Below are 16,611 nucleotides of genomic sequence, written 5' to 3' on the forward strand. Positions count from 1 at the left end.
CAGTCCTCAAGCAACTGGGTGCTGGCCCCCAGAAGGTAGGGTTAATGTAGTCTTACCTGTCCGCTTAGTCAGATCAATCCCGATGACCCGGATTTCTTCGACGCCGGGATGATGGCCGGCCACATATGTCCCATGCAACTGCAACGCATCAACCAGCGTCACGAAATCGACGGAGCTACCATCAGGCAGTACCCAGTGCTGCTTCTTGGCCCCCCTCCACACCAGCAGATAGATGCCACGGTTGGAGATCCGATCTCGCAAATAGTCGCCAGCTAGCTGCCCTTCGAGTCGCTCGAATAGCTTCGGCCCCGTCCAGTTGTCAGCGATCTTCAATTCAGTCGGCACGGCGCCAGGGAACGTTGAGCAGATCCACCGCAGATCAGGACGCTTTGCGTCTGGGAGTTCGTCCTCTTGCGGAATTACGAATCGGCCGTGGGCATGCTGGGAGCACCAAGCGGCGATCCAGTTGCGCAGTTCGGTTTCGAGCTCCGAGCGGATGACCACTGACGCGGTGCTTAGATCACTGTCCTCCATCTCATGCTTCAGGTCGAGCAAGCGCATGACTGCTAGGTCGAACATCTCGCGGTGATTAGCCGGGGACCGCTCGTAAGTTTCGGCAAATTCGCTCACCTGCTGTTCGCTCCACGCAGGCCGCTCGCTGTCGGCCTGGGCCCTTGCTAGCGCCATCTGTGCCATCCAAGGCCGGTAGTCGGCCTGGGGATGATCCTGCGACAGGCTCTGCAGCGCCAAGAATGCCTCCCGCCCAGGTATATCCTTTAGCAGCCGAACCAAGTGCTCGCGGGCATCCTGTGCGTCGTCACGCGGACCCGGTGAAAACACGCCTTTGTTGGAGCGGTCTATGTCCTCATCGGCACGCACATGCTGGTGTACCAAAAGATAGAGGCGCTTGAGCACGGCTGGCGTTCGGAATGCACCGCGCATGCAGGACATGCTCCGCCGGTTGCCCAATAGGTGTGCGGCAAACGCCATCGTGAATTCCGTACACTGCGTGGCGTCTCCCAATGCATTCAGGTGCTGCTCCACGGCATCGATGGCGGGACCGGGATCGACACTGGACCATGCTGCGGCCCAAAGTGCGCGGTGTACGGCATCTCCCTCCACCATCTGTTCACGTGCCAAGGCGGCAACGAGACCATCTGGTAGATCCGACACATGGAGGATATCCACTAGGTACTCTAGCACCTGGGGACGCCGCGGCAAGTGGGAGGTCAGAAGCAGGAGGATGCCCTGCGCCAGAGCGTTGGCGAGCAATTCCCTGGCGTGATGGGTTCGTGCCACCACGTACTGGAATGCGGTGTCTGAGTCGCTAATCCGGAGTTCGAATGCGATCTCTACCAGCAACATTTCTGCCACGAGCTGCGGGTGGGCTGCGAACAGGCAAGGAAACCAGTCTGGGAATCCGTTCATCTCTCGCATCGCGTAGCGAAACGCCACACTGGCCTCCGCAGGGGAGAGAGTTGTCATCAGCCCAGGGATCTCCTTGGCTTCAACGGTCAACCCAGTCAAGCCGAACGGATCAGCAAGCGGCATGCTGTTTATTTGTGCGCCTTCGGAGAGCAACGGCGGGGGATAACGACGCCAGAACGCCACCATGCCATCCCGGAACGCGAGTGCCGTCGGTGCGCCAAACTCCGCTTCAAGGCTGCGCCAGCTGCCTTGTGTCCGTCCTGAATGGCTGCCCTTCTCTTGCTTTCGCATGACTTCGAACAGATAAGCCTGCTCTATGCAGATACCGGAAGGATCATCGAAGCCCGGGTCACGCAAGACGTCGAGCCCGTTAGCGAGCCACACAACATCCTCGCGGCGTCGCTGCTGTGCCCGTTCCGCTTCCTCCTTGCGACGCTGTGCCCATTCGGCACTCTCACGCACCGACTTCTGAAGCGCCTCGCTCTTTTCGTACGGCACTTCAAGCTGTTGTAGCCGTTGCGCCAGCGACTCATTGCCCTCCACAGCTTTTAGTAGCTGAAAGTGCAGACTCTGCGGCCGCTCGGACTGGACATACAAACGGAATGCGATCTCCAACGCCGCCAGTCGGTCTTCTTCTAGCTCCCGCTCAGCAGTTGCCGTGATAGCAGGTGCAAAGTCGTTCTCGTCCCAGGCTATGGGATTCATGGCGGCCTGAGCCATCCTGAAGTCAACGACGCGCCGCTCCGAGCGCTGCCGATCGATGAGGAGCCAAAGCCAGGCCCACTTAAGAGCAGACCAGGTTTGCACCTGATTAGGCAGGCTTGTATCTTTCACATTAGGGAAGTCGTCGTCGTAGGGACTGTCCCGCATAAGTACATGCAACGCTGCCACTGCGCTGAGCTGCAGTGCGAGCGCATGGCGTGCGGCCACGAGACGGGTTAGCACCGCGCCGATGGGCCGGCGCAGCCATCGGTTCCTGACGGACAGAATGTGGTCATGCCGTTCCATGATCGGAGGTTTGATCAACAGCATATACAACTTATCGATGACGTTCGGAAGCAGAGAAAGGTCAGCACGCTCCAGCAACCGTATCGTTGCGGTGGTCAGGCCCGTGGTGTCGTACCCGTTGAGTTCTTCCAGCCGGGGGATGCAGTCCATCATCCAGTGCAGCGTCGTGGCGTCGGGTTGATCGATCAGGCCTAACAGCTCAGCCATGCACCGTCGGTCTAAGCTGTCATTCTCTGAGGCGAACTGGCTGCGAACGATTGCCATATCCGATGGGGTTCCCACAGAAGCCACTGCATGAAATGCAGCCACACGCACATTTGAAGACGCTGAGGCGGAGAGGGCGATCTGCATGGCCTTGGGAAATGCATCCGCGATCCGCCCGTGGCACACCATCCACATGAGGAAGCCGGTGACGGTTTCCTTGTCCTTGTACTCCTGGACCAGCCGACGCACGGTCTCGGATACATCCGGTGCGGCGAAACGCTGGATGGCGCTGTATTGGGCCGGAGTGCGATCCGAAGTTCCAGCTGCCAGTTGCCTGCAGATATCCGTCAGGATGGAACTGCGCACGTCTGAAGGAAGTTGCAGTGGGTCCCCGCCTTCGAACACGATCTCCGGCGCAACCTCCTGTACTCGCGAGAGGATGCGCATGTCGGACATGGCCAGCCAGGGCAATAGACGGCGCAGCGAGGGCGTCACTACTTGGAGCCCATACTGCTCGCGAATGAACAGGGCTTCAACCTTTTGGCGCGACACCTCTTGCTTGAGCAGCCTGTGGAACCACTGCGCGGCAAGATATTCCAGCACAGATCGGTGATGAAATCGGACGCAACCGTAGACGTCCGGATCGAACAGTGATCGCTGCAGCAGCGCGGCGATTTCTGCATCGTCCCAACCCAGCACGTTGCGAGGGCGCAAGCCTGGACCAGCCTGTGGCCCATCGGGCACCTGGATGTTTTGCTGGCGCGTAAGCACCAGGGCGGCCGCAAGCTTCTCCACCCCCTCTAGTGCTCGTGCTGGGGTCATGGGGTGCGCTTGTGCACGATCCTGGCTGTCCTGCAAGCGGCGCTGCACACTTGCGGTCATCAGTTCCAACCGTGAACCGACCCGCCCACTCTCGGTCCAAAACCCCACGAGCTCGTCCAGGTCCTGAGGACGTTGGGTAAAAGACCCTGCGTCGGCCCGCTCTATGGATTCCATGAACGGTCTCACGGCACGGATGCCCCGAGCGATAGCAAATCCCTCAACCTGCGATGACGAAAGCGGCTCTAACCGCACCACCTGGAAGACCGGCCCCTTATCCTGGCGCTGACCGGACTGTTCGGCCCCTTCCTCAGGCAGCGGGAACAACCGACCACACAGATCCAGGTCCGTCCGAGGTCGCCATGCTGATGGCCGACCTGTCATCAGGATATGCGTCCGGTCCAGTGCCTTAGCCAGCTTTACAGCGACCTTGCGCACCGCTCTCTCGAAATCCTGCGACGAGCGCAGCCGCGACTCATCAATAGAGTCAAGCAACACCCAGCCAGGCTCTTGTGAGGCAAGCCATGCCTCGAAGTCTTCGTGACTGCCGATGTCAAACGCACCCTCGAAGTCTTGGACCACATGCTCTAGCCGGAGAAAGAATGCTGCCTTGCGCTCATTGCGCAAGCGTCGCGCAGCTTCTTGCAGCAACCATGTCTTTCCCGATCCGCCTTCCGCCAGCATCACCACTCTGGGCTGCTCAAGAAGCGCACACAGAAGCACCGCCTTCTGTCCCATGGCGGGTTCCAGTGCCGCATCATCGCCTGATCGCCCTGTAGGAAGTAGTTCTTGGAAAGTCCGGTGTAACTCAATATACATGGGCGGCAAGGATAACCAACATCCTGATACATAGGCTGTATAGGTTGAACCTTGCGTGCATATAGTGATGCCGTATTGCAAACACCAAAGTTTCGTAGATAGTGAAACTGCTTCCTCACTTTTAGTTAATGACTGCAGTTTCGAAAAAATCAGTCATACCGGCTCTGAACTCGGTGGGGGCCAATCGGCTGCAAGCCAGTCAAAGCCTAAAGAGGTTTGATCGGCTGCTATGGGTCGACAGAACCAGTTCATGAGCCGCGATAGCGAACTTCTAGCAGCTCCCCAGGCTGCACTGACGGTCACTGTCGGCTGCTCATCTGAAACCTGTTGTTGGCCAGTCACCAGCCTTGATGCTCGGATGACCGTTATGTAGCCGTGACCGATAGGTCACGATGCAGTCATGAGTAGCAGCAATCGCTGCATTACAAGCGTTGCTAATCAGAAGAGAGGTTTCTGGGGAGAAATCAGCGCAGTAAAGCTATCCCCCAGCGGCACCAAGATTGCATCAGCAATGGGCTGAAGCTGCTTGCTAAGGTAGTGGTCATAATCAATGGTAGAGGTGCGCACTTCCAATGGCTCTGGCCCATTTCTAGTCATGACGTACTGAATCCAGCCACCGGTTTGGTACTGTCGTGGGCGATCCATGCGGTGGTTAAATTCGTCCGCAATGCGCGCTGCTCTCACTTGCGGGGGCACGTTTTTCACGTATTCATCCAAGTGATGCCGCAAGCGCTTGCGGTAGATAAGCAGGTCATCCTTGAGCCCCGCCAAAGTGGCATCGACATACTCAGCAACCCACTGCTGATAAGGCTCACCTTTAAAAACGCGTGAAAGCAATCCATCTTGGAACTGGCGCGCAAGCAGCGTCCAGTCGCTGCGCGCCATCTCTAGCCCCCTAAAAATCATGGATTCATTGTCTTCTGCATCAACGCTCAAGCCGGCATAGCGCTTCTTGCTGCCAACATCTGATCCACGGATGGTGGGCATGAAGAACTTCTTGAAGTGGGTGTCGAATTCAATTTCGAGATGGCTCTCCAAGCCTTCTTCGTCCCGCAGCTTTTGAGTCCACCAAGCATTGATATCTCTGACAAGTTCCGCAGCGACGACATAGGCCTGCTCGTTTGTGTGTTTGCTTTTGAGCCAGATAAAAATCGAATCTGTGTCGCCATATATGGCCTCATACCCTCGCTGCTCTACAAAGTCACGGGTCGCTTTGACCATGGTATGCCCACGCAGCGTGATGGCAGAGATCAACTTAGGATTGAAGAAACGGCATTCAGCTGCTCCCAGCACGCCCGCAAAAGAGTTCATTACCAGCTTCAGTGCTTGGGACAGCGGCTCATTCTTATTGCGCTTGGCCTCGTCACGTGCCTTCCACAAAGTCGTCACGATGCCTGGCAGACAATGCTTGTCTCGTGAGAACAGCGTATCAAGGGGCCCTTTGATGGGATCATCAGATGCGTTGAATGAGCCTTCAACCAACCCCACTGGATCCACCAAGAAGGTCCTGATGATGGAGGGATACAAGCTTTTGTAATCCAAGACCAAGACGGAGTCATAAAAACCTGGCTTAGAGTCCATGACGTATCCACCTGGCGATGACTTACCTTGTACGTCACCCACATTCGGTGCGACATATCCCAAGCGGTGCATACGGGGCAGATAGTGGTGGCTAAACGCAGCAATGGAGCCCCCAAAATGATCAAGCTGTAGCCCTGTTGTATGGGCTCGCTCCATGGCGAATGACAACAGCTTGGTTTTTTCAAAGATGCGCAGCACCAATTCGCAATCTTTGATGTTGTAGGCTGCTAGTGCCGGCTTGTCTTCCCGATAGCGGCGCTCGATCTCCGCTAGCTTGTCGTATTCAGATCCAATATCTTTGCCTTCGCCCAGCAGTTGCTGTGCGACGTTTTCCAGACTGAAAGATGGAAAGCTCCACATGGCTGCGCGCAGTGCTTCAATGCCATCGATAGCCACGCGCCCAGGCATGGGTGCAAAGAGATACTCCTGCTTGCCTGGATGGGCACGCCATGCCATGGGTTGACGCTCTCGCCCCAGCAGCAATGGTGTATGTGCATCGTCCGCATTCTTTTGAAGCACGCGCAGATCGAACTGAACAACATTCCAGCCAATGATGACGTCTGGATCATGCTGTTCAAACCAGTAGTTAAGCGCCTCGATCATGGCCCTGCGACTGGAGTAGTACCGCAAGGCAAAGTCTATGGGCTCAATGGCACCAGCAGCAGGTTCACCCAGCATGAAGACCACGCGTTCATCCAATCCATCCAAGGCAATGGAATAAAGCTCAAGGTTCTGGCTGGTTTCAATATCGAGGGAAACCACCTTCAGGTTCGGCCTGTAATCCGGGGCAGGCGACAACTTGCAGTCCTGGCACACCCCATGTTCCATACGCCCGCCATGGATCTCCACGCTAGCGGTGATGAAGCGTTCCATCAAATAACGCTCATGCGGACGTATGTCCGCCTCCAGCAGTGAGATGCCTTGAGGCTGCAAGGCTCGCGCCAGCTTGCCTAGCTGGCGAAACTGCTTGGCGTAGATGCCCAGTACCGGCTGGTTCTGAAAGCTCTTGAGCTCCAACTCCTTCAGGTACATATCCGTTGAACCCAGAAGCTGGGCTTGAACCACTGCCTTGTGCTGCGCCTCGACAAACGCAACTGAGGTTTGCTTAGTCAACACCACCTTGAGGGCACCTACATCGGTAGCAAGCCAATATTCGACCACCGTCCCCGAGCTGCTATCTCGCCAATTGCGGGTCAGGATGAAGCCGAGGGTGGGTGAAGCAGGCACGAAGTCGCAGAACTGTGAGATAGGTAGAGCGAATTCTCGGCGATTAAATAGAGAGATTTTTATCTACGCAGAAGTTCACCTGCCGCAGGCAGCGTTAGTCTGGGTACAGACGCTCAGATATATCAGATGGGTGTCAGCTAAAGCCTGAAACCTGTCTCCGAACTGTTACCAAGATGCTAGCCCGTTTCACTGACGAAAGCGATCATCTACGTCACGAAGCGCCAATGGACATCGTGGCTATTCGCTTTTCGTACGCTCAGCTTGCTTTATCCGAGGCGACATCGAGAGCTTTGATCGTGCTGAAGTCGATACTTGTTCCATCTGTTCGCACCACGAAAAAGCACGCGGTATAGCCAGGATGGTCTGTATCCCACCGCTTCTCGAAGTGGCTGACTCCGCAGCCAGCTTTGGTTGGCTCGCCAGTAGCAAGCACCGAGTCATAGACGGCAAGGAGCGCAGCGAGGTCCGCATGATCGCTTGGGTCATTGACTCGATCCCCTGCGCTGTAGCGGCTGAGCATATCCTTAAAGTGAGCACGCGCATCGCCCTTCTTGGACCAATGACGGCCAGACGTGAGGAATATAGGTTTCGCCTTTCCCATGCTTTCTCCAAGATTGACATTGTCAATCATCTTGCCTGAATTTTTATTGGGCAGCCGGTCGTGCGCACAAAGGGCTGATAAGGACTCGCTCAAACATAGTGAGGCCACTGAACTCGGCTGGCTTGCGCCTAGCAAGACTGGCCAATGCGTCATCCAATGTTTTGGGCTCGCCTAGCATTGGGACGAGTCGCGACGCAATCTGGATGGGCACTCCGTATTCTTCAAGAGCAATAACGACGGGGTTCATGAACAAGGATTCCAGCTGGGTGCAAAAGAATGCGTAGTTACCCGGCCGAATGTTGTGCCGCAAAAGGATGTCGCTTTGTATTCTCCCCACCGCACTCACGAGCCTTGGCGCTTTGAAACTGAGCCACTGGCGTGCGAATTCCAAAAACGACTCCAAAGCCTCGTCAGCGTCATCTCCTATCTTTCCTGCGATGGCGGCGCTCAATTGTGCCGAATAGTCAGGGTTTTTCCTGTACCTATTCACCAGTAGCGTCAGCTGGCTTGCTGAGCGCACGCCTGATCCAGTCTTCACCTTGAAGTGTCGCCAAGCAAGATCAAATATTTCTTTTGTCTGATCGTATGTGGGCTGCCCAGTCCAGCACAAGAGTGGCATCAATTCCTGGAGGCGGGCCTCAATTTCCTTTGCCATTTCAATCTGGCCTTGTGGGTCGATGCCGACGTTCTGCTGAATAGTTTGCGGAGAAAGCACCGCTTGCTTCCAGATTTGGCTCACCCGAGCCTTCGCATCGTCGGAAAGGTCTTGTTGTTCAAGTTGCACGAGCAGTGCGTCAGGGGCACTCTCGTTCTGAGTAAAGACCGGCACATCGACGAACTCAAGCTCACGGTTCGGCGGGGAATTGAAGAGATATACGTGACCCACGTAGTGCTGCCACATACGGCCAGACCGACCACGGATGTTGTTGAAGGTGAAGTAGTCGTATTTCTTCTTGTTGATCTTATTGTCCACGATAACAACATTTCGAGCCGCAGTGTTTACGCCTTCGATGAGAGTCGACGTGCAGACTAGATAATCTAGGAAACCACCATTGAACAGACGAACTAGTAACTGAGCGATAGAGCGAGGGAGTTTGCCGTGATGAATACCAACGCCACGCGAAAGTGCGTTGACTAACCCCCACTTCGGCGAGTAGTTGGCGCTGAGCCAGGCGATAGCCTGTTTGAGCGCTTCTTTCGGCCTGAACTCCGAACGCTCCTCTGCGATTGCTCGCCCAAACTTTCTGGCCCCACCGACCGACCCGCTGAACACAAGGGTAGGCCCTGCAAGATTGGGTACTAGCGCCTTCAACCGGGAGATGTCGTCCTTGCCATCTGGGACTAGGTGCGAGTCCGAGGCCACTGTGCTGAAGTCAGTACGAATAAACAGGCAGCGATAGTTCGGACCAAAACCGTCAGGCAACTCGTGGATGCTGGGTCCAAGCATGTAGAACTGCTTGGCACGTTTGGCCAGCTTGTAAAACGCATGGTTCAACAGCACCGCACGTTCGTCGCTTTCGGGAGAGTCCTCAATGTGTAGCTTGTAAAACTCGTCGATAACGAAGAAGTCAACATCCCGAATATTGGAGTTCTCAACAACTCGCTCCTGAGTGTGGACAAAGATGTTGCGTTCGGCCGGTTCTTGACTTAGATGGGTAATGATCTTGTAGCGGTCTCGAAACTTCAATAGGCGACGGCGCGTTTCGTCCACCAACGCGAGGGTCGGAACCACCACAACGACGCAGCGGTACTTGTCCGACGCAATGACAGCGTCGATGATCAGGCTCTTGCCGAAGCTGGTAGGCGCGCTCAAAACAACGCTGCGCCCGGCCATCAATTCGCGATAGACCTCAGCCTGCTTTGCAGTGAATACGATGTTCTCGGGCATCGCTTCTGGCCTGTGAGCCTCTGCAGCGAGTTGATCTGCAGCATCGGCATTCTTGAAGTCAAGATATGGGAAGAGGCCAACGTTGCGAAGCAGGGTCTGGATGATTGCCTCGTAGCCTTTGAACTTGGCAGAATCTTCCAAGACACGAATGAGAATGTCGCGCGCCTCCTGAAGATTGTCATCCGCCTCAGCCAGTGACGTGAAGGCAGAAAGGTCTGCTAAGAACTTAAAGGAGTCGAACTCGCCGCCATTGTTGCCGTTCAACAGGGTGTCGCGTAAATCGGCGTAGCTCATATGTTCTGTGCGGCGATGAGCCGTTTGTGGAGCTGATCAAGGAGATCTGCCTTACTCGACATGGGAAAGAGGAAGAGCTCAATACGGACGCGTGTCACTGTGTTGGCTTTCTTGAATCGAGCATGAAGTTGAGCGAGCTCGGCCTCGAGCTTCTGGGTGTACTCAGCGCAGGCCCGCGTATAGGCTTGTGTCGTCGGACTTTCATAGGCCAGCAGAACCGGAACGACGATCGTGGAGACCACCTTGTCCAGCGACGTGTTTCGGTGCAGGAGTTCCTTGAGCTTCGGAGTGCCAGACCAGGCTGGGTCGAGCTTGCGAGTGATGAGCAGAAATTCCTTCTTGAGGTAGTCGTCCTTGAAGTGGACTTCCAGCTCGGCGGCAACGTCGCTGATAGCTTTTCCAATGTCTTTGTAGAACTTCACTTCCCCTAGCCAGAGCTCAAGACCCTGGGGGGTATCAATGACGTGGATGGCGTCGAAGCCCTTGACCGTGTTGTTGACCGAGTCCTTGAAGAAAATCTTGCTAATAGCAAGCTGCGTCTGTTTCGTCTCACGTAGTAGGGCGTGCAGCAGGAGCTCACCGAACTCTCCACGCCGGTCATACTTGTCCGTGTCGTAGACGGTCTGGGCAGCGGCGCGAAGCTGGCTTACCGCGTTAGTGCCTTTGATGGATTCATGCTCGGAAAAGGAGAGGCAAAACTCCGGCAGCCACTCCATCAGGTAGTGAGAGAGCTGTTTAGCTCGCCAAGCGCCAGATTCAAATCCAGCACAGACGCCATGCAGCATCGGGTCGAGCTGAAGGTTTCTGCAATGCACATCAAAAAAAACTGGCATTCACGGGCGCACTCTAGGGCGAACTAAGAAATATTTCCTTCCGCGAAGAATCCCCATGCAGCACGAAACGCCAATAGGTTTCACGAAAGACCAGAAGCGCGCCACGTTCCGGCGCTTCTCACCAAAGGATACTGCATGTAACTGAAGTTTGACTCTAATTTGCCTGTGAGCCGCCGGACGCCTCTGCCGATCTCGGTCTTATTACGCATAAGTGCGACGTGTGTCGTTGAGTAATAGGCATCCTCATCATCCACGGTCGGGCAGTTGTTCAAGGCGCCGATTTGCTCAGGCAAGCAAGAGGGTGCAAATCTGCTAAAGGCGAACTTGTAAAGGCAACGACGAACGTAAGCGGCGGCAGCCAATGAAAAACGCTTGCCTGACTCTGGTGCGTAGCGACGCAGGGAGAACTCATCGGCTTCAAGCACACAGTAAATATCGGAGTAGAGGCCGCCACAAGCAGGCGCTTGCAGCAGGAGTTGATCGTGGGCTGTTGAAACGCGAACGATGAACTCAGCATTCGGATGACTAGGGTTGAGCAGTGCGATACGACAGCCTGCTTCGAAGAGACGCTGAAGCTGCAAAGAGATTGCCAAAGCATGCGAACGCTCTTCGGTTTGAAACTTTGCAAGCGCTTCTTTCTCCGCGAGGTAATCAGCTTCAAGCTCCTCCCGTATCTCATCAGAAGAAGGCAGGGAAGGCTTTGGAGCCAATCGCTCAATGTCGGAGGCTGGGCTCCCAGCGGGGATGTAGGCACACGCTACACCGGAATCGATGATTTCAGCGTAAAGTTCATCGTCAGGGTTGACGCACACCGAATCGATAGTGCCATCGGGGTAGTAGGTGACCAACAAGTTGTTGGCAAGGGTAGCTGTCATATGGAATCTCCTAGAGTTGGTGGAGCTGAATCTGCGCTCCATAAATGAATGTAGGAACGCACCACCCCCCATGACGGGCTGTAATTCACGTTTTCGTGAAAAAAATATATCTGTGGCACCTCGCGTGCATCTTGCTCAGGCGGCTTAGCTGTAAAAGCCGCCCACTTACTGCGAGGAGTAGGAGATGCGGCGATGGCAGAGTGTGCGGCGTCAGCTGTCATTGAGCGCATCAAACGTCGCGGCGGTATTGCAGGATGCAAGCGACGGTTGATGCGAAGCCTGGAGGCCACGACGAGTTGCTGAGAGCTCCAGAGAGCCCCCTAGACTGGGTGGCAGTAGGTCGGACTGGAGCTGGTCAAGCGGGGAGCATTGAGAGTTTGCTCAATTGGAGAGTACGTCTGCCAAGCGTTGCTCAAGCCCGTTAACACGCTCCAGCGAAACCGCGGCTTTGAGCTCTGCATTTGCGTGAGCTTGAAGTGCTGTACCCAGTTGATCGCGGCACGCGATCAGTTCTTGCTCTAATCGAGGGACGTTCTCTTCAAGGCGCCAATTGGCTTTAGCGAGTTCAATGCGCAGTTCCGCTGTACTAGCACGTTCATCGCACAGCTCTTTCTTCAGTGCTGCATGCTCTGCCTGGAAGTGGGTGAGTTGAGCCTGCGCTGCTGTGGCGCCTTCCCTCGCTTCTTGCAGTTGGGCCAGCAGTGCCGTGACTTGTGACTGTAGCTGCCCGTTTTCTTGGATTAGCTGCTGCTCCATGTCACTGGCATCTAGAAGCTCGGTGTCACATGCCTTGCGCACGGCATCTTCAGCTTGGCGCTGCAGCAGTTCCAGTTCGCGCAACAGGCCTGCCGGGAGTGGCTTGGCGCTTGCAGCTTTAACTGTTGCGGCATTACTGCGCCATTCCTTCAAGAAAGGCGCAATGGTGCTGATGCTGCCTCCTCCAATTGCATAGAGGATGGCATTCTGGGAAGGTTGTTTGCCTTCGGCGACCAGCTTGTCTGCGGCGCTGAAAACGAGGTCTTTGGTGACGAGGCGAGTACTCATGTGAGAGGCTCCTAAACGAGGTAGAGCGATATCACGATTGATATCTAAACGATATCGATACTGTATGAATACGGTACTGATCTTGATATCGTCTACAGGTGTATATGCAATCCACACTGGGATGAATGCACCCATTTCATGCTGATGAGATGGTTCCTCTAGGCCGCCTAGCCATTACAGAAAAATCGTTCCAACTTTTTTGCATTAAAGCGTGAACATCCTATGCGTCACGCCCTATACAGGTATGAGGACTACGTATGTTGGAGGTCAGAATGTCCAGTTGCGCGCATATGTAGGTCTCGATTCGTCATTGTTTCCTCGTACCTCTCCGCCCGGGCTTTATGCCCGGGCTTTTTTGCGTCCACAGCCTCTGCAGCGCGAGGTAGTTACACATGCTGATTCACTGCAAAGCGTTTAGAACCGCCTCAACCGAGCGTGCGAGCAGGGGCCTGAGGCGCTTGCGCCGAAGGGCTTAAGCGGGGGGGCCGCAACATCGGGCACGGACGCGAGCCAGGAGCTTTGCGACAGGCGTCCGGGAGCCGGTGGTGTGGGGGCGACAGCCCCAGTCCAGGCGGCAGCTTGGTCGGGGAGCCAATGAGTTTTTTGCCGCGAGCTTGGAGCTTTGCGACAGGCGGCAAAAAAGCTCATTGGGGGCGAAGCCCGCGCTCCCGGCCCATGGGGGCGGGCATGCGGGTTTCGAAAAGCGTCCTGCTACGGGGCCACGCCGAACCGCCTTGCGGTCGGTGGGGGCAGGACGGTGGTGGTGACCAGCTAAGAGCTGGGCGACATGAGAAAGCTGCATGCCCGCCCGCGTAGCGGTCCCCAAGGGGGATGGCCGTAGGCCAGTGGAGCGCCCCCAAGCCCGCCGCAGTGCGGGTGCTGGAGAAAACGACCACGCAGTGGATCGTTTGCGTGAAGGCAAGGACGGCCAAGAGCGCAGCGACCCAGTCCGCGCAGCTCCACCTGCTAGCAGCGCCCAAGGCGCGCAGGTGGGCGTAGTGCTCGAAAGAGAAGGAGCGCTAAAACGCCCTACGCAGCAGAGCGTTCTCGATGCCAAGTCACATAGCCTCTGCGTATCCGCCGTTGGGCACACGGGCTGGCCTTCGAAATACCAACATGTTCCACAGTGGCCAAGGTCAGGAATATGTGCAGGAACAGGTCGAAAAAGGTATGCGGCAACTGCTCTGCGCACGCTATACCTCATATGACGCCTCTCGATCAACACCACCACAACGACGTACGCGGCCTGCGCTGGATTTCTGATTTCGGCTGGCTACGTACCGCGGAGCTCAGTGCTCTCATGTTTACGGGTATGCACGCTCACAAGCAAGCAGAACGCCTAGTGCGCTCCTGGCGACGTCGTGGCCTGGTTCTTGAGCGCAAGTTGCCCGAACGAGCTGGTCGTGCACTGATGCTGGCTGCCAGGGGGGTGCAGTTGCTTGCAGAAGCTGGGTTCGCTACCCGCTCTGGCAAAGACATCGGCGAAACGATCAACGGTACTTGGCGACCACCGCTGACCTGGATGCATGATTTGCTTGCAGCCCAAGTGCTCGTGGAATTGCGCAAGCGTGGGTTTGGCATCCTGCCAGAGGCTGTACTGCGCCGCTCAGCCGGTGCATTGACCAAGATGCCTGATGGGTTGGCGATCAAAGGCGCCCAGGTGATCTGGCTAGAAGTAGAGTCTGCGCGCAAAACAGGCCCAGCGATGCGTCAGATGGCTGAGGCACTGAGTGCTGTTGCTGCAGGCAAAGCCGAGGCGGTCTGCGGCCATCGTCCAACGCATGCCATGGTGGCGTACCTGGCGCAGGCTCGAGATGAACGCGGGCATGCCCTCAGTCATCGCTCACGCGTGATGCATGCAGTGGCTGCATCCACACACAGCGATATGCCGCTGACATTTGCATGCTGCACACGCCAAGGTGCTGTGGGAGTTGGGCGCATCGAATTCACCGAGGAGACTGTGATCGCTGATCGCACAAATGCAATCTTGCGGCGACTAGACGCAGCAGGCTGGTATGTCGATGATGAAACTCAAGTCAATGCTGCCCACTATGGAGGTTATACGGCCTATGTCTGGCAGGACTCGGATGCTCCCGGCACTTGGTCTTATCACGCTGAAAACGCAAGCTGGTCTGCTCCGGCAGGGTATGCAGGCAGCATTGAGGAGGCAAAGCAACACGCTGCATCTCTCATATCGATGAGGATTCTTGGGGTTTGAGTAGCCATCGTTCTGCTCCGTAGAGATGCGCAATTTGCTCGTCAAAGGGTCACAGCAGTGATCATTCGAATCGTCAACGCAGTCGGCTACGTTTAACCGCAACAGGTTTTGCTGCGTTTGCACGGCGTTCTCCGGTCGGCGCTAAAGACACGCCATCTAAAGGTTTGAGCAGATCCGACAGCGTGATGTTTAGTGCGTAGCAAATATTGCCCAGCGACTCAATCGATGGGTTCGCAGCTCCTCGCTCAACAGCGGAAATAAAGGAGCGATCAATGCCAGCTTCTACGGCCACAACTTCTTGCGATTTCCCCGCCTGATGGCGACATGCTTTCACGCGCTTTCCCAAAGCCTCTGCCAACGACAAAGGCGTGGAGGTAGGAAATGGAGAGGGGCGTGTGGCAGTCATGGACGTGGATGGTGCCTAAGCCACTTTCTTGTGTTACAAACACATCAATCAGTGATGTATATATAAGTCACTGGTTGATGTTTATAAAAGTCACAAAAGCGAGCAATGAAGAAAGTAATCGTTTACATATCGGTAGTGTCTATGGCTGCTTTACTAGCAGGCTGCTCAACCACCAGCGGTGGCACTCAATACAAAGCATCCACGCACAACGTCATCAACATCCAGGAGCAAGCGGGTGGTGCCAAAGTGCGCTTGCTGGGTTTCACAACCGCGGCAGGGGTCAATGAGTCGCCTTGGTGCCGGGCGAATGGTCCGATCAGCATCGGCGCCGGCAAAACACCCGCGCAGTTCATCCATGACGCGCTTCAGGAAGAGCTGTTCATGGCGCAGGCGTACTCGCCCAGCTCACTTACCACGGTATCTGGACGTCTAGACGCATTGAGCTTTAGTTCTGTCACGCCCGCGAACTGGGAAATCAGCCTGACGCTTTCATCGAGCACCGGGGCGAGCTACCAAACAGCGAACAGATTCGATTTCGATACCAGCTGGACGGCAATAAGTGCTTGCAAGAACGCGGCGGACGCCTTTGCGCCCGCTGTGCAAGACACGCTCAAAAAGGCGGTCTCGGATGCACGTTTTAAGACCCTGTTCGGACAACCTTAAGGAGCCGCTCTAATGTCTTTCCAATTCACTTCCATCCGGCGTGTTCTTGCGGGCGTCTGCTTGGTGGCTCTTGCATTGCCTGCGAGCGCGAGTTGCACCATTTATCGCGAGACATCGTCACCTCAAGTGGACAAGGCCTTTAGTGCGAACAATGGATACACATTTAAGAAATATCATGAGGTATGCGAAAAATTACGCAAGGCGGATGCCAAAATTGTCATTCACGGCAGCAGTGGAGTTTTAGTAAATAGGTCGTACGGGTGGGCTTCGATCTCTGTGGCAGACAAGGCCAACTCGAACCTCGTCATCAATAGTTTCAGTGGCTATAGCACTAATCTGAATGACTACGCTAGTTCTGACCAAGCACAGCAAAGCCTGTGGATCGCCATCAACTATGGATTGGAAAACTGGGAGAAACTGGATGAGGCATTGGCTGAACTCAGACAGGTAAGGGCGCAAATGCGCAAGCCAGCGTCGCGTAAGTAAATCCGAGTTGCTGTGGTTTATGCCGGCACGAGCTTGTGGTGATTAGCACGTGCCTGCTCCATAAAGTACGCTCGCCTTGTCCGTGTTGGCCAACGGCGGTCGCAAACGCATCAAGTGCTCAAAAAGTTCCGTATTCAGGTCTTATAGCGCTGCACGTTTATTCGCGATAGCAGGCTTCACTGCGTTTAAGCACGAGCAGATGGTGCTGGGTCAACTG

The 16,611-nt window shown here is 55.6% G+C and carries 11 protein-coding genes; 3 read left to right on the forward strand and 8 right to left on the reverse strand.

Going from position 1 to position 16,611, the window contains the following annotated elements; all coding sequences use genetic code 11:
- Positions 1-6 precede the first annotated feature (6 nt).
- The 7 genes from IB213_RS03930 to IB213_RS03960 all read right to left on the reverse strand — a co-directional run bounded on the left by IB213_RS03930 (position 7) and on the right by IB213_RS03960 (position 12,756).
- Positions 7-4,197, reverse strand: a complete 4,191-nt coding sequence (locus IB213_RS03930; protein WP_192405456.1) for an NACHT domain-containing NTPase — start codon at positions 4,195-4,197, stop codon at positions 7-9.
- A 519-nt stretch (positions 4,198-4,716) separates the two neighbouring features.
- Positions 4,717-7,086 carry a DNA polymerase II gene (locus IB213_RS03935; protein ID WP_192405457.1) on the reverse strand — a complete coding sequence of 790 codons (2,370 nt, stop codon included), beginning with the start codon at positions 7,084-7,086 and terminating at the stop codon, positions 4,717-4,719.
- A 256-nt stretch (positions 7,087-7,342) separates the two neighbouring features.
- Entirely contained in the window at positions 7,343-7,717 is a 375-nt protein-coding gene (locus IB213_RS03940) for a DCL family protein (protein WP_192405458.1), read from the reverse strand.
- 13 nt (positions 7,718-7,730) lie between these two features.
- Positions 7,731-9,869 carry a DEAD/DEAH box helicase gene (locus IB213_RS03945; RefSeq protein ID WP_192405459.1) on the reverse strand — a complete coding sequence of 713 codons (2,139 nt, stop codon included), beginning with the start codon at positions 9,867-9,869 and terminating at the stop codon, positions 7,731-7,733.
- Positions 9,866-10,702: a DUF1837 domain-containing protein gene (locus IB213_RS03950; protein ID WP_192405460.1), complete on the reverse strand. Its 837-nt coding sequence runs from the start codon at positions 10,700-10,702 to the stop codon at positions 9,866-9,868. Before IB213_RS03950 ends, IB213_RS03945 begins: the two co-directional genes overlap by 4 nt.
- Before the next feature lie 80 nt (positions 10,703-10,782).
- Entirely contained in the window at positions 10,783-11,577 is a 795-nt protein-coding gene (locus IB213_RS03955) for a hypothetical protein (RefSeq protein WP_192405461.1), read from the reverse strand.
- A 381-nt stretch (positions 11,578-11,958) separates the two neighbouring features.
- The gene (locus IB213_RS03960) at positions 11,959-12,756 is read right to left on the reverse strand and encodes a DNA-binding protein (RefSeq protein WP_192405462.1); all 798 of its coding nucleotides are present in this window, start codon (positions 12,754-12,756) and stop codon (positions 11,959-11,961) included.
- Positions 12,757-13,825: 1,069 nt separating this feature from the next.
- On the opposite strand from IB213_RS03960, the gene IB213_RS03965 reads away from it, so the two are divergent.
- On the forward strand, positions 13,826-14,839 hold the full coding sequence (locus tag IB213_RS03965; RefSeq protein WP_192405463.1) for a hypothetical protein: 1,014 nt from the start codon (positions 13,826-13,828) through the stop codon (positions 14,837-14,839).
- Positions 14,840-14,912: 73 nt separating this feature from the next.
- Here the strand turns inward: IB213_RS03965 and IB213_RS03970 are convergent, their stop codons facing one another.
- Positions 14,913-15,245: a helix-turn-helix domain-containing protein gene (locus tag IB213_RS03970; RefSeq protein WP_192405464.1), complete on the reverse strand. Its 333-nt coding sequence runs from the start codon at positions 15,243-15,245 to the stop codon at positions 14,913-14,915.
- A 141-nt stretch (positions 15,246-15,386) separates the two neighbouring features.
- Between IB213_RS03970 and IB213_RS03975 the strand changes: the two genes are divergently transcribed.
- Together IB213_RS03975 and IB213_RS03980 are read left to right on the forward strand one after the other, a co-directional pair.
- Positions 15,387-15,908 carry a hypothetical protein gene (locus tag IB213_RS03975; RefSeq protein ID WP_192405465.1) on the forward strand — a complete coding sequence of 174 codons (522 nt, stop codon included), beginning with the start codon at positions 15,387-15,389 and terminating at the stop codon, positions 15,906-15,908.
- Between the two features lie 12 nt (positions 15,909-15,920).
- Entirely contained in the window at positions 15,921-16,394 is a 474-nt protein-coding gene (locus IB213_RS03980) for a hypothetical protein (RefSeq protein WP_192405466.1), read from the forward strand.
- Positions 16,395-16,611: the final 217 nt, after the last annotated feature.

It is taken from the genome of Comamonas sp. CMM02, from assembly GCF_014851485.1.
In the GTDB taxonomy this organism is placed as follows: domain Bacteria; phylum Pseudomonadota; class Gammaproteobacteria; order Burkholderiales; family Burkholderiaceae_C; genus Comamonas; species Comamonas avium.